The 14,446-nt window shown below is 68.6% G+C and carries 8 protein-coding genes; 1 reads left to right on the top strand and 7 read right to left on the bottom strand.

Features of this window, described 5'->3' with window-relative positions; translation table 11 throughout:
* Window positions 1–6,145, bottom strand: a 6,145-nt coding sequence (locus ACFVV1_RS38685; RefSeq protein ID WP_389999709.1) for an amino acid adenylation domain-containing protein, incomplete at its 3' end; no start/stop codon positions are given.
* Between the two features lie 869 nt (window positions 6,146–7,014).
* On the opposite strand from ACFVV1_RS38685, the gene ACFVV1_RS38680 reads away from it, so the two are divergent.
* Window positions 7,015–8,187, top strand: a complete 1,173-nt coding sequence (locus tag ACFVV1_RS38680) for a peptidoglycan DD-metalloendopeptidase family protein (RefSeq protein WP_389999706.1) — start codon at window positions 7,015–7,017, stop codon at window positions 8,185–8,187.
* Window positions 8,188–8,279: 92 nt separating this feature from the next.
* Here ACFVV1_RS38680 and ACFVV1_RS38675 read toward each other — a convergent pair whose 3' ends face one another.
* The 6 genes from ACFVV1_RS38675 to ACFVV1_RS38650 form a co-directional block, all read right to left on the bottom strand.
* On the bottom strand, window positions 8,280–9,017 hold the full coding sequence (locus ACFVV1_RS38675) for an ABC transporter permease (RefSeq protein ID WP_389999704.1): 738 nt from the start codon (window positions 9,015–9,017) through the stop codon (window positions 8,280–8,282).
* Window positions 8,998–9,945: an ABC transporter ATP-binding protein gene (locus ACFVV1_RS38670; RefSeq protein ID WP_389999701.1), complete on the bottom strand. Its 948-nt coding sequence runs from the start codon at window positions 9,943–9,945 to the stop codon at window positions 8,998–9,000. The genes ACFVV1_RS38675 and ACFVV1_RS38670 overlap by 20 nt, the downstream gene beginning before the upstream one ends.
* A gap of 91 nt (window positions 9,946–10,036) precedes the next feature.
* Complete coding sequence (locus ACFVV1_RS38665) at window positions 10,037–11,152, bottom strand: S8 family serine peptidase (protein ID WP_389999699.1); 1,116 nt, start codon at window positions 11,150–11,152, stop codon at window positions 10,037–10,039.
* Window positions 11,153–11,538: 386 nt separating this feature from the next.
* Window positions 11,539–12,534 (bottom strand): sensor histidine kinase, encoded by a 996-nt coding sequence (locus ACFVV1_RS38660; protein WP_389999697.1) that lies wholly within the window; start codon window positions 12,532–12,534, stop codon window positions 11,539–11,541.
* A 3-nt stretch (window positions 12,535–12,537) separates the two neighbouring features.
* Entirely contained in the window at window positions 12,538–13,290 is a 753-nt protein-coding gene (locus ACFVV1_RS38655; protein WP_389999694.1) for a response regulator, read from the bottom strand.
* Between the two features lie 95 nt (window positions 13,291–13,385).
* Window positions 13,386–14,216, bottom strand: coding sequence for a LuxR C-terminal-related transcriptional regulator (locus ACFVV1_RS38650; protein ID WP_389999717.1), 831 nt, complete (start codon window positions 14,214–14,216; stop codon window positions 13,386–13,388).
* Window positions 14,217–14,446 lie beyond the last annotated feature (230 nt).

Here is a 14,446-nt window from a genome sequence, read left to right as displayed (position 1 = left end):
ACAACCGGTCCAACACCCCATAACTCAGCTGGCAATCACCGAACACCACCGCCACACGGTCAGGACATCGACGCACCTGCCCCGCGAACAACTCGGTGAGCGGTGCCGGCGTGATGGCTGCTTCGTTGCGGGCCCCGTGCCCTCCCTCGACGATCTGTGCACGCTCGGCCTCGTCGACCATCGGCAGGTGCTGAACACGCTGCCCGGGGTCCGCCAACGCGGAGTGCAGGAGCACCTCGAAGTGGTCGGCCATGTGCTCGACCGTCTCCGCCCTGAACAGGTCGGTGCTGTACTCGAACCCGTAGTGCATCCCTTCCGGCACCGTCTGGATCATGAGGGTGAAGTCGAAGCGGGAGACGCCGACGCTCATGCCCTGGGCGATCAGGCTGTGCATCCAGGGCTTCGGCTGGACCAGCGCCGACGCATGGTCCAGAAGCGGAAGGCTCTCGTCGGCGAACATCGCTTGGAAGACCGGGTTGTAGCCGAGGCTGCGGGCCGGCCGGAGCGCCTCGACGAGCCGCTCGAAGGGGACTTCCTGGTGGCTCTGGGCGTCGAACAGCTGCTTGCGGACCTGGAGCAGTACGTCCTCGAAGGTGGGGTTGGAGCGCAGATCCACCCGGACGGCGACGGTGTTGACCAGGAACCCGATCATGGATTCGAGTTCGACGCGATTGCGGTTGGCGATCGGCACACCGATGACCACGACGTCCTGTCCGCTGTATCGCGACAGGAAGACGGCGTAGCTGCTGAGCATGGTGATGTAGTTCGTGACCTGGTAGTCGCGGCTCGTCTGCGCGACCTGCCGGGTCGCCTCGGGCGTCAGCTGCCGCCTCAGGAATTCGCCCTTGAGGCTCTGCTCGTCCGGTCGCGGGAAGTCGGTGGGCAGCGTGAGCAGTTCCGGTGCGCCGGTGAGCTGTTCCTTCCAGTGGTCCAGCTGGTACCGGAACCCGTCCTCTGCCAGCCGGCTCTGCTGCCACACCGCGTAGTCGGCGTACTGCACCTCGGGATCCGGCAGCGGGCAGGGTTCGCCGTTGGCCAGGGATCGGCAGATCTGCAGGAATTCCTGACCGAAGACCCCGATCGAGTAGCCGTCGAACACCATGTGATGGGCGCTGAGCGCCAGGACCTGCTCCGCCTGTGACCACTTGACGAGCCGGGCGCGCAGCAAGGGGCCTTCGACGAGATCGAAGGGCTGGTCCCACCACTGACGGATCTCGTCCTGTGCCTGCCGCTCGCTCTGCTCCTCGGGGAGCCCGGAAAGATCCACCGTCGGCAGTTCGATCTGCCACCGGTCCTCGATGACCTGCCAGACCTGGCCGTCCTCCTCGCGGAACGTCGTGCGCAGCGGCTCGTGGCGCCGCAGCATCTCGCCCAGCGCGTCGCGGACGACCGCGGTCCCGATGGATGTCGGCAGGGGGATGAGCCAGTTGACGGTGTACGACGTGGTTCCGGGACTCAGCCGGTCGATGAACCAGAGCCGCTGCTGGTCGAAGGTGGCCGGCAGCGGGCCGCCACGGGGAACGGGCGTGAGGGGACGCGCCTGCTGCGGCTGCAGCTCCTCCTGGCGGCGTCCCAGCTCGCGCGCGACCTCGACGATCGTGGGGAGGTCGAAGAAGAGGCGGACCGGCACCTCCAGCGAGAAGACCTGCCGGATCCGGGCCACGAGCTGCACGGCGAGAAGCGAGTGCCCGCCCAGCTCGAAGAAGTTGTCGAGGACGCCGATGGGCGAACGCTCCAGGATCTGCTCCCACATCGAGACGAGCAGCGCCTCGGTGGTGTTGCGGGCCGGTACCCGGGGCGCCGACCCCGCGGACTCGGGTGTCTGCGGAAGCAGCAGCGCACGGCGGTCCAGTTTGCCGCTGGAGGTGATGGGCAGGGCGTCGAGCGGCACGAGGCCGGACGGCACCATGTAGCCGGGCAGCCGCTCGGCCAGGTAGGCGTGGAGCCGGGGTACCAGCAGGTGCTGGATCTCCGCCTTCAGTGGCTGGTTGGCGTACCGGGACCAGTCGTGGGCCTCGTGCTCCGGGTCGGGCGGGGTGTCGGACCCCGGCTCGGGCGGGGTGACGAACTCGTCCTGATGCGGCACGAGTTCGACTCCCGCCCGGGTCAGCAGCGCGTTGTAGCCGCCATCCGCTCCGTGGCCGCTCCAGTCGAGGACGGCCCGGTAGCCGGCCTGCTCGGCGAGCTCCCGGAGATCCTCGGGGTCGACACCGTTCGACGGCCGGTCCTGGGCGCGCCAGGCCTCGACCGTCTCCAGCCCGGAACCCTCCTTCAGCCAGCGCAGTGTGCGGATGGCGTCCTCGACGCGCGCGTTCGGTACGTTGCGCAGCCGGAGCCGGTCGGGCCTGCCGTCCGCAAGCAGGTCCCGCAGCCTCGCGGGGGTGAGACGTCCGGCGGTCCAGTCGCGCTCCGGGCTGTCCGGTGCCGGCCGGGCGGCGGCGTCCCGGACGGGGTGTCCCACGTGGAGCACCACCTGGTAGCGGAACATCGACATCTCGTTGAGGTGGCGGCCGCCCTTGGGCCGGATCTCGACCCGGGAGACACGGCCGGTGCGGGCGGCCCAGTCGCGGAAGAACGCCGGGTCGAGAGTCAGCTCCTCTTCCTGTTGGACGTCCTGCTGTACGCGCTGCCAGAGCTGTTGGCGCGTCATGGTCTCAGGGGCGCGCTCCGCTTCGACGCCGGCGTGGAAGGCGTCGAGCAGCGGGAAGCTCCGCACGTCGCCGACGATGATCCGGCCGCCGTCGACGACCCGGGACACCGCGCCTTCGAGGACGCCGAGAAGGTAGTCGATGTCGGGGAAGTACTGGACGACCGAGTTGATGACGACCGTGTCGACCGGTTCCAGTTCCAGGTCGTCGAGGGCGTCGGCCTGCCTCTGGTGCAGGACCACCGACCCCCTGAGTTCCGGACGGTCGTCGAGGCGGCCGCGGATGGAGTCGAGGGCCGACGAGGAGAAGTCCGTGCCGTAGTACCGCCGGCATCCGGCGGCGAGCGGGAAGAGCAGCAGACCGGTGCCGCAGCCGATCTCCAGGATCACGCGCGGATCATGGCTACGGATCAGCCGCACCGTGTCGTCCTGCCAGGCCCGCATCTCCTCCAGGGGGATGGGCAGGCCGGTGTAGCTGCTGTTCCAGCCCGAGAAGTCGTCGCTGTTCTCGGAGCCCTTCGCCGCGTCGGGGTCGAAGGCGTCGTACACCTCGCGCCAGCGGTCGATGCGCTTGTCCGCCAGCGAGTCCTCGTCCTCCTGGACGGCACCACGGGCGCGCTGCGGGTGCAGCACCACGTACGACACCAGGGACCGGTCGCCGGTCCGGTCCTCGCGGACGATCGTCGCCGCGTCCTGGACGACGGGGTGCTCGCTCAGGATGCTGTCGATCTCGCCGAGCTCGATGCGGTAGCCGCGGATCTTGACCTGGGAGTCGTTACGTCCGAGGAACTCCAGGTTCCCGTCCGGCCGCCACCGTGCCATGTCGCCCGTCTTGTAGATGCGTTCGCCGGGCGTGGCTGCGAAGGGGGACGGGAGGTACTTGGACGCCGTCAGCCGGGGCTCGTTCGCATAGCCGGAGCTGAGGCAGGGGCCGCCGATGTAGAGGTCGCCCGGCACGTCGACGGGGCACGGGTTCAGGCTCTCGTCGAGGACGTAGTAGCGGGCGTTCTGGATGGGCTTTCCGTAGGGGATGCTCGTCCAGGCGGGATCCACTTCCCCGACCGGGAAGAAGTTCGACCAGACCGTCGCCTCGGTCGCGCCGCCCAGTCCGACGACCTCGACGTTGGGAAACACCGCCTTCATGAGGTCCGGGGAGTGGACCGGGATCCAGTCCCCGCTCATGAAGATCAGGCGCAGCGAACGCGAGACGATCTCGTGCGATCCGTCGCCGTCCGTGGGGAGCAGGGGCACGAGCTGCATCAGGGCGGCGGGCGCCGAGTCCCAGAAGGTGATGGGTTCGTCAGCGAGGTGACGCAGGAGGGCCGTGGGCTCCTGGACCTCCTCGCTGGTGGCCATCCGGATCGATCCCCCGGCGGCGAGAATGCCGAAGACGTCGTAGACGGACAGGTCGAAGGTCAGCGCGGTGATGAAGAGGATGCGGTCGTCGGGGCCCACCGAGAAGGAGTTGTTGACCCACTCGATCAGGTTCACCGCCGGAGAGTGCGTAACCGAGACGCCCTTGGGGGTTCCCGTGGAGCCCGAGGTGAAGATGATGTAGGCGAGGTCCTGCGGAGTGCCCTGCCGGGGAAGGTTCTCCCGGGGCATGCTCGCGATCTCGGCCGACGGGTGAATGGCGTACGGGCCGTCGGCCGGGAGGCAGGAGTCGTCGTCCGCCGAGTCGAGGCACACGATGTGGGCGAGGTCCGGCAGGGGATCGGCGGACAGGACGCGAGGCACGAGAGCGTGCTGCGTCAGGACGCACGTGGCCTTGAGCGAGTCGATGATCCAGTGCCATCGCTTGACGGGAGCGTTGACGTCCAGGGGAACGTAGGTGGCTCCGGCCTTGAGGACACCCAGGAGCGCGGGGACCATCTCCGCGCAGCGCTCCATCAGGATCGCGATCTGGTCCCCGCGGCCGATCCCGAGGCGTTTCAGACAGTGCGCCACCTGGTTGGCACGTTCATTGACCTCGCGGTAGGTCCAGCGCTCGTCCTGGAACAGCAGCGCCGGCGCCTCCGGGGTTTCCTCGACCTGTTTTTCGAACAACTCGTGGATGCAGAGGTCGTGCGGATACGGCGTGTCCGTGTCGTTCCACTCATGGACCAGCTGGGAGAACTCCGCCGGAGTGAGCAGGGTCAATTCCCCGAGACAGGCGTCGGGTTGGTCCGCCGGCTCCGTGACGATCCTGCGGAGGTGCCCCGCCATCCTCTCGATCGTCCGCGCCTCGAAGCGCAGGGTGTCGTAGTGGATCGTGAGCACGACGCGTTCCCCGGGGGTGACCACGAGGCTCAGGGGATAGGCGGCGTGGCTTTCCTCCCGGACCCGGATCATCCGGAAGGAGCGGCTCCGGGGTCCTGCTTCCTCGGCCTCGTTCCCGTCCCGGTCGCCGTTCCGGTCGCCGTTCCCGTTCCCGTTCTCTTCCTCGTATTCGTTCTCGTCCTCCACCAGCACAACGCTGTCGAAGAGCGACTCCCCCGAACCGATCCCGCTCCACTGCTGAACCCGCAGCAGCGGGCTGTACTCATGCTCCTGGATCTGCGCGTACTGCTGTTGCAGGTCCTGCATCCATTCCGCCCAGCCCATCGAGGCCGGCACCCGGACGCGCAGGGGAAGCGTATTGATGAGGAGCCCCACCATGCCCTGCGCACCGGGCAGGTCGGCGGGCCGGCCGGGGGTGGTGACCCCCACGACCACCTCGTCGGAGTTCTTGTAGCGGCTCAGGAGCATGGCCCAGGCGCCCTGGACGAGAGTGGTGAGGGTCAGATCGTGCCGTTGCCCGGCGGCACGCAGCGCGGCGGTCTCCCGCTCGTCCAGGACGAGGGACACCTGCTCGTACACGACGGTCGACGCCTCCTCGGCCGCTTCCCCGTCGGCAGCGGGCCTGCACTCGACAGGAAGGGGGGTGTCGGGCGAGACCGACTGCAGTTCCTCACGCCAGAAGGCCTCGGCCCGGCCGGATTCCTGACGTCCCAGCCACTCGATGTACTCCTTGAACGGCGCCGCGACCGGCAGGTCCAGGGGCTGTCCCGAGATCAGGGAGTCATAGGTCTGTTCGACTTCGCGCAGTACCCTCGCCTGGCTCCGTCCGTCCATGAGGAGGTAGTGGAGGCTCCAGAGAACCTGGTAGCGCGCCTGCCCCAGCCGGGCGACGTGGAGCCGCCACAACGGCGCCCGGTCCATGGCGAACCCCTGCTCGCGGTCCCGCCGCAGAAGGGCCTTCAGCCGGTCGGATCGCTGCTCCTCGTCCTGGGTGCGCCAGTCCTCGTGGACGAGGGAAACGTCCACGCTCTCCCAGACCGTCTGAAGCGGTTCCTCACCCATCTGATCGAGGAAGCCCGTCCGCAGCGCCGCGTGCCGCTGCGCCGTCCGCTCCCAGCTCCGGCGGAACGCACCGGCATCGAGATCCTGTGCGATGTCGAGCACAACCTGCGCGTGGTAGAGCCCGGCCCTTTCTCCATGGCGGGACTGGAACAGAATGCCCTGCTGAGTGGGAGTCATCGGGTAGGAAATCTCGACCCGCCGGTCTTCCGAGAAGGCAGGGCGGTTTTCTGCTGAGTTACGAGAAGTACTCAAGGCCGCAATCCCCTGAAGTCATGAACAATGATGCGCACTTCCGGTCCGGACCAAGGGAAAACACCGACCCGTCGGGCGAATACCTGGATCCCCTTGTCCGACGACGGTCTCGGTCGACCGTTCCGGAACCGTGCACATTGGCGTAGTCGATCATTCCGGACCCGAATCGGGCCCGGCAGAACATCTCGTCAGCAACCGGCGGGAGTACCGCACCTTCTCGGGCGCCGCGCCCCTGGAACCGGCTCCGACCTGTACAGACCGGCCGCATGGGTGCCGGCCGACGCGAGGGCGACCGGACTGCGCGCAAGGCGATGGCGCACGGGTCCATGCATGGCCCAACTTCGCATTTCAAGTCCCCGGACGAGAAAAGTTGCGCTGGAATTCACAACGAGTTTGGAAACCACTCGCATGCCCCCTGGCAGGGAGATGTGTTCGTTCGGGCCTTCGTCATTGATCAGCATGCTCATCCACTCGAACAGCACCTGTCAACAGTTCGCATCCGTACGACCGGTCCGAGATCTGAAGGCTTTTCCCGGGCCGACATCCTCTCCGACCTGCAATAATCTCCGGGAAACCTCCGCACGCCTGATCGGCGAACGGGCGCCGCCTGCCGAAGGACTAGGAGAATCCCCATTCATTGGAAACCCGGCAGGGGTCCCCATGCGTTGACGAGGTGAGGCGGGCGGCCATACTTGGATCCGGCGGTGTGCCGCTCCCGGATCATCCGGGCCGCCTCCGGGCACCGACCTGACGAGCACTGCGCGCAGCACCCCTGACAACGGGAGCTCACCTACATGGCCCTCTTACTCCTGAACGCCGCCCTGATCCTCTCCGTCCTGGCAGCCGTCCACTGGTATCTGTACCGCCGCCTCGTCAAGGACGTCTCCCGCGCGGGCAGTCCATGGCGGCGCATCGGCACGGTGCTGGTGTGGCTGCTCTCGGCGACCACCGCATTCGTGCTGGTCGCCGGACCCGCCGAGCCGCCCTTCGAGGTCGGTTCCCTCGCCGACCGGGCGGCCTCCGCCTGGCTGCCCGTGCTGCTGTACCTCACCCTCGCGCTGCTCCTGGGCGAACTGGTCCGCCCGCTGCTCCGCCGGGCCCTCGCCCGCCGGAGCGCCCGGTCGGCGGACGGGCCCGGCGAAGCCTCCGGCGCGGCGGAACCCGGCGACCGCTCCCGTCGGCTCTTCGTCGCACGGACCGTCGCCATCGGCGCCACCACCCTCGCCGCGGGAGGCGCCGCCGCCGGCCGGTCCGGAGGGTCGCCCTCACAGGGTCCGGGGGGCCAGGGGGTTGAACTCTCGATGCCCTTCACCGGCCTCTGGCGTGCCAGGAACAGCCCGGCCCGAAAGGTCCCGAGCCATGGAACCGACCTGCTCGGCAGCCGCTACGCCATCGACTTCATCGCCGTGGACGACAAACACCGTACGGCCGGCAGCCGTAGCTGGCGCACCTTCCTCGCCACCGAACCGCCGGAGCTCTTCCATGCCTTCGGCCTTCCGGTCCTGGCACCCGTCGGCGGCACCGTCGTCGCGGTCCACGACGCCGAGCCCGACCACGAAGGACGGCGGTCGCAGCTGGCCCTCGTGCCGTACATGCTGGGCCAGGCGTCACGGCTGCGCCGGGGGGCGAACGGCGTCGCCGGAAACCACCTGATCATCTCTCTGTCGGAGAGCGGCCCGTTCGTGGCTCTGGCGCACCTCAAGGCCGGCTCCGTCCGCGTGTCCGTCGGCCGGCGGGTGGTGGAGGGCCAGCACATCGCGGACTGCGGCAACTCCGGCAACTCGACCCAGCCGCATGTGCACATGCAGGCCATGGACAGTGCCGACATCTCCGTCGCCCGAGGCCTGCCGATGCTGTTCCGGCACTTCCGTGAATGGCCCTCCGGCCCTGAGCACTTCCGCGTCAGGGCGCGGACGGTGCCGGAGGAGGAGGCTGTGGTGGAACCGCTGCCCGGGACGGCGCCCTGAGACCGGAAAGGCGACGTTGTGGGAGGTGGTGCGACGCTCCCGGCACCGGGTGCCGGGAGCGTCGCGCGCTGCCCACCGTCCGCGAGGAGGGCTCAGGGCCTTCGAGACATCATCCGGTAGGTGATGAGGAACCCGACGAGGGACCAGGCCGCCAGGACGGCGAAGGGGAGCAACGAAACACCCTCCGGAGGGGTGTTGAGCGTGTCCCGGACGGCCTCGGCCATGTACTGGAACGGGAGCACCGCGTGCACGGACTCGAACCAGTCGGGCAGCCGGGAGGCCGGGAAGGTGATCGGCGAGAACATCAGCGCCACGAACACGACCAGCTGGGACATCATGCGGGCGGCCGGCGGTGCCATCCCGTACCCGATCCCATAGCCCAGACCGATGGCGGTGAACGCGGTCAGGAGGATCGCGGGAAGGACCAGCGGGCTGATGTCGAGGGTCAGGTCGAAACGCAGACCGGCGACCACGAGCGCGGCCACCATGCCGGGCAGCGCGGTGATCAGCGCGACCGTGGCGTCCGACGCGATGAGGGCGCTTCTGGGCACCGGTAGCGACCGGTTGAAGTCGAAGATGCCTTCCTGCTTGGAGGACGCGACCTCCTGAGGACCGATCACCATGCCGACGGTGATGAGTCCCAGCACGGGGGCTCCCGTCGCGAAGTAGAGCGCGGTGGCATCGTCCATCTCGGGTACGAGATACGCGAAACCCACGATGATGCCCACCGCGAGGCAGGTCTGGATGATGAGATTCAACGGCAGGGTCGCGCGGCTCCGCAGCGCGGTCCATCCCAGCAGCAGGCCGTAACTACGCAGCCAGTGGCTCACCTTGCTCACCCTCCTCCGTGCCGGGGGCGGCGTCGCCGCCGACCAGTTGCAGATACACGTCCTCCAGGCCGACCGGCACAAGAGCGAACTCGTCGATGTCCCCAGCCTTGCGGAGCTGCTGCGCCCAGGCGAGCGCCGCCGACGCCGCGTCGGAGTCGAGGGGCACCGCCAGCCGCCGGGAGCTGCGCAGCGGCGGGCCCGCGGCGGGGATGTCGGAGGGCAGGTCCGGAAGGCCGTCGGTGGTCGCCGCGGTCAGCTCCAGCCTGAGCTCACCTACCGCCCGGGAGCGGAGCTGTGCGGCCGTGCCCTCCGCCAGCACCTTGCCGGAGTCCATCACGATGATGCGGTCCACGCTCCGCTCGGCCTCGATCACGTTGTGGGTGACGAGGAGAACGGCGCAGCCCCGGTCGGCGAGTTCGCGGATCTGCTCCCACAGCAGCCTCCGGCGTACGGGGTCCACATCGTTGGTCGGCTCGTCGAGCATCGCGACCCGCCCGGGATCCGCCGCCGCCATGCCGTACGCCGTCAGCCTCCGGATGCCGCCGGAAAGGCGTTCGCCCGTGGTGTCGGCCCACTCGCTGAGGTCCAGTGCGTCGATCAGTTCCTCGGTCCGCGCGACGGCGGCCCGCTTGTTCATCCCTCGTATGCGGGCCATGGTCCTGATGGCCTGCCGCGGTGTCACACCGGCCAGCGGCGCATGGGCCTGAGGCATCACCGAGACCATCCGGCGGACCCTGGCGGGTTCGGCGACCGGATCGCATCCGTCGACCCTGATGGTGCCGGATGTCGGCACCGCGAGTCCGGCCACCTGGTTGATCAGCGTCGTCTTGCCGGCGCCGTTGTGCCCGAGGAGACCGACCACCTCACCGGCCTTGACGTGCAGGCCGATGCCGTCGTTGGCGCGGGTACCGCCCCGGTAGCACTTCACGAGATCTTCGATGATCAGCAATGTTTCGCCCGCTGCCTTGGAGGAGATTGAGGAGATTCAGGGTCTGGAGAACCGGGTCGAGGACGGTTGCTCACCGAGCCACCTGGAGCAGCTTGTTGGGGGTGCCGGCGGTCGGCACACCGGTGAGCGCGCCCACGACGGCGGCGCGGTCCAGCGCCCTGCCGACCTCTCTCGGGGTGGCCTTCGGGTGCCCGCCGAGGTAGAGCGCGGCCGCACCGGACGCGTGTGCCGCGGAGACCGAGGTGCCGGAGTCGGTGCCCGTCCCACCACCCGGCCAGGCGGACGTGATGTCCACCCCGGGGGCGTAGAGGTCCAGCCCGTCACCGTAGTTGCTGAACGAGGCGACCTGGTCACCGCAGTCGGAGGAGCCGACGGTGATGGCCTCGGTCACCCGCGCCGGCGAAGAGTTGGCGACGTCGTCGAAACTGGCACCACCCGACAGCGCGTACGTGACCCCGGCGGCGATGGAGTTGCGCACCGCTTCGTCCAGCACTTCGCTGGCGGGGGCGCCGATGACGAAATTGGCCACCGACGGCCCCTTGGCGTGCTCGGTGATCCAGTCGATCCCCGCCACCACTCCTGCGAGCGTTCCGCCGCCCTGCGCGTCGAGCACCTTCACCGAGATCAGCGTGGCCTTCTTGGCCACTCCGTGTTCGGTACCGCCGACGATCCCGGCCATGAGGGTGCCGTTGCCGTGCTCGTCGCTGCCGTCCCCGCCGAAGGCGTCGAAACCGGGCCTGGCGCGCGGCCGGAGATCGGGGTGGCCGTAGTCGATGCCGGTGTCGACCACGTAGACGTCGACTCCGGCCGCCGCACGGTGCGGGTAGGTGTAGGAACCGTCGAGCGGGAGCGCGGGCTGGTCGATCCGGTCGAGCCCGCAGGACAGCGGTGCCGATGGCCTCGCCCGGCTCGAAGTCGCCCGGTGTACCACGGTGTTCTGCTCCACCAGGCGTACCGCCGGATCGGCGGCCAGCCGCTTCGCCTGCTCCTCGCTGCCCTCGATCAGCACCCCGTGCAGCGCGTGGTCGTATCTCTTCTGAACCCGCACACCGTACCTGGCGGCGACGTCCGGCCGCGCTCCGTCCTCGAAAACGACGAGATAACTTGCGCGTACCGCACTGTCACTTCCGGTATTGACGACGGTCCCGAAGTCCTCGGCGTATCCCGGGGCGGCCGTTGCACCCACGCAGAGCAGAGTTCCCATGGCCAGAGCGGTGACAGATATTCGGTGGCGGCGGGTGAAGCGGGCTGATCGCACTATTTCTCCTCGCATGAAATATATAGTCACTTACCTGAGGGCACGGCAGACTGCCCGGGCGGGGCCGGCGGTACAGGCCCCACGAACGGCGTCGGCCGGCTTCGCCGACCACGTTCCCCGCATTACCGGAGAACCGCTGGCCGTACCGCTCATCGCTATAAGAATTCCCAGAATTTCCGCGACCGGGTTGCGGAACCGGTCCCCCGGGGCACGGGGTGGTCCGGTGCCCGGAAATTCACCTCGCTCGGAGAGCCGGACACCAGGTTTTCGCCGGTTGCATCCCGTCGCGGGACCCGGCCACGGTCACCGGCTCGTCATCGACCCGGCGGCCGTACGCCGAGCCGGGGCAACTTCACGCCCACGCACAGTCCGTGCGGCTCGACGGCGGTGAACGTCAACCGTCCGCCGATGACCGTCGCCAGCTCACGGGCGATGCTCAGGCCGAGCCCCGCGCCGGGTTCGTCCCGCGCCGTGGAACTCCGCCAGAACCGGTCGTCGATGCGCTCGAAGTCGGCCGGGGCGATCCCGGGACCCTCGTCGACGACGTCGATGCCGATGGTGGGTCCGTCCTCCCGGAGGAGCACCGTGACCCGTCCTCCCTCCGGACTGAACTTGATCGCGTTGTCCAACAGGGTGTCCAGGATCGAACCGACCAGCGTCGCGTCGACTCCGATCACGGCCAGGGGCCCGGCCGCCACATGGAGCGAGACCGACCGGCGCTCGGCCTGCGGCCGCCATGCCGTGACCCGGTTCATCACCAGGTCCAGCACGCGGACCGGCCCGGCATCCACAGTGAGCGCACTGCGGGCGGAGGCGATGTTCAGGAGCCTGCCGAGCAGAACGTCCAGCCCGTTCAACTCGTCACGGATCAGCTCCGCCTCCTCCCGCCCTTCTCCCTCCAGCCGGAGTGCGAGCATCTCCATCCGCAGATTCAGAACGGTCAGCGGATTACGCAGCTGGTGCGAGGCATCCACCACGAACGCGGCCTGATTCTCCACACATACGTGCACGAAGTCGGCCATGTCGTTGAACGCGCCTGCCAGTCGGCGGATGTCGGCCGGTCCGTGGGAGGGCCCGGGCACCCTGCTGGACAGGTCGCCGTCGCCGAACTGCCGGACCGCCCGCTCCAGCTCGCGCATGTGGCGCCGACGGCGGCTGCTGCGCAGTCCGGCCAGGGCGACCGCGATCAGGACGAGGGCGACCACCGCAGGACCGCATCCGATCTCGACGAGCGACCCGTCGGCGGACAGTGCGACGCCATCGGTGGCGGGCGCCCCCGCGCTGCGTACGGGCTGTAAGAGGAGCTGCATGGGCTACGCGGACGATCCGGGGATCGACAGTCGGTAGCCCCCTCCTTCGACAGCCTCGATCACCTGGGACAGTCCGTGCCGTTCCCGCAGAGAGGCTACGCGGTGCTGCAGCGAGGCCTGGAGCGAAGCCCGGTGGGCCCGCAGGATCTCGTCGGTGATCTGATCGGCGAGCAGTGTCTCGCCGGGCCGCCGGGCCAGTGCGACCAGGATGTCGAACTCCTCGTCCGGCAGCTCGGTCGGGGCACCGTTGACCAGCACGGCCCGCTCCCTCAGGTCGATCCGCACCCGCCCTGCCAGGAGGAGATCGCCGGGCAGCTCTTCGGCCGGTCCGACCGGGGTGACGGCAACGGCCGGCGCGACCGGTCGCTGACGGCGCATCACCGCGCGTATTCGGGCCAGCACTTCGGCCAGGTTGTAGGGCTTGACGAGGTAGTCGTCCGCGCCCAGGTCGAGTCCCCGCACGCATGAGCCGTGGTCCCCGCGGGCGGTGGTCACCAGGATCGGGACGGAACTGGTTGCCCGCATCATGCTGCACAGCGTGAAGCCGTCACAGTCGGGAAGCCCGAGGTCGAGCAGTACAGCGTCCGGGCGGGCCTGTTCCAGAAGCTCGATCGCGGCCTTGCCGGTGGTCGCGCACACCGCTTCCAGCCCCTGCTGAGCCAATGCTGCCTGGAGGGCCGCCGACACCCGTACGCTGTCCTCAACCACCAGTAGTTTCACATCGTCCTCGTAGTGCTGGAGCCCTGACGCCGGCACAACAGCCGGCCTGACATTCCCCCACGCGGTCGGCGTCACCGTGGTGGCTCCCCACACAACTGCCGCCCACCCTAACCAAGGTCATCGACCAACGTCTATGGCTGCCCCGACTCCGCGCGCGCCTCCTCCCACGTGAGCTCCGCCCCCTGGTGACCGGCACGGATGTAGTCGGGGAGCACCCTGGGCGGCCAGGACCCGATGCTGAACACGCCCATCGAGTACGCCTTCGCCGCGAGCGCCGTGCGGTTGGGCACCTTGAACTGCCGCAACAGCATGCTGACGTGGTACTCGATGCCCTGACGGCTGAGGAACAGCTTGGCCGCGAGGCGTACGCTCGGGTTGCCCGCCGCCACGCCCTCCAGGACCTTGGCGCTGAGCGGCGCCAGCCTCCACTCGGAGCCGTCGAGCGCCTCTTGGCCGCCGGCCGTCTCCTCCGGCGTGAACTGCACCACGATCATGTCGACCCGGCCGGCGCCCTCCTCCTCGACGGGGAACGCGGTGAGCTTGCCGGAGACGGCGATGTCGGGGAAACACATGGCGACGGAGCAGCTGACCAGGCGTGCCCCGTGTCCCTGGACGAGCCGGCCGAAATGGCCCACCACATACTGGCGCACGCTCGGGTGCAGGAACTCCGCGAAGTCACGGCCGCGAAGATCGTCGGGGCACCGGCCGCACCGGGAAGTCAAAGCGCTGTTGACGGACCGCACGCGCAGCGTCGGATCGAGGATCGCGAGACCGATTCCGGAGCGTTCGAAGAGCGAGAGGATCACACCACGGTATTTCTCGCTCCGCATCTCCGCGTCGAATAAGAGCGAATTGATATCGTGCAGTTCACCGATGGGGCGAAGATTATTCTTCGAGTGGCAGGTTTTGCTCTCCCCCACCTGCCGAAGCTCGCTCCCCGTACCGATCTCCACGTGGGCCATGTAGGCCAATCCCCCTTCCTTTCCTCATCGTTCACCGGCTGCGTGCCAGCCTAAGGAGACCGAACGCCGACGTGCAATGGGATCGAGTGACGCCTCGAAAACACTGTGGTCGCGGGCGGGCGGGTTCGGAGGGTCCGCTGCGGCCCACCTCGGGCGTCCCACAGGAGACGTCCGTACACCACGGGTCGGCCGCCGGTTGACCGAAAATTCCGAGAAATTCCGCATACATT

This window comes from Streptomyces sp. NPDC058092 (genome assembly GCF_042884935.1).
Lineage (GTDB): Bacteria > Actinomycetota > Actinomycetes > Streptomycetales > Streptomycetaceae > Streptomyces.
This window is presented reverse-complemented; position numbering and strand designations above follow the sequence as displayed.

What these genes read in the sequence shown, in the direction of transcription:
- ACFVV1_RS38680 (WP_389999706.1), top strand. Translation starts at nt 7,015, where the DNA reads ATGGCCCTCTTACTCCTGAACGCCGCCCTGATCCTCTCCGTCCTGGCA.
- ACFVV1_RS38660 (WP_389999697.1), bottom strand. Translation starts at nt 12,534, where the DNA reads ATGCAGCTCCTCTTACAGCCCGTACGCAGCGCGGGGGCGCCCGCCACC.
- ACFVV1_RS38650 (WP_389999717.1), bottom strand. Translation starts at nt 14,216, where the DNA reads ATGGCCCACGTGGAGATCGGTACGGGGAGCGAGCTTCGGCAGGTGGGG.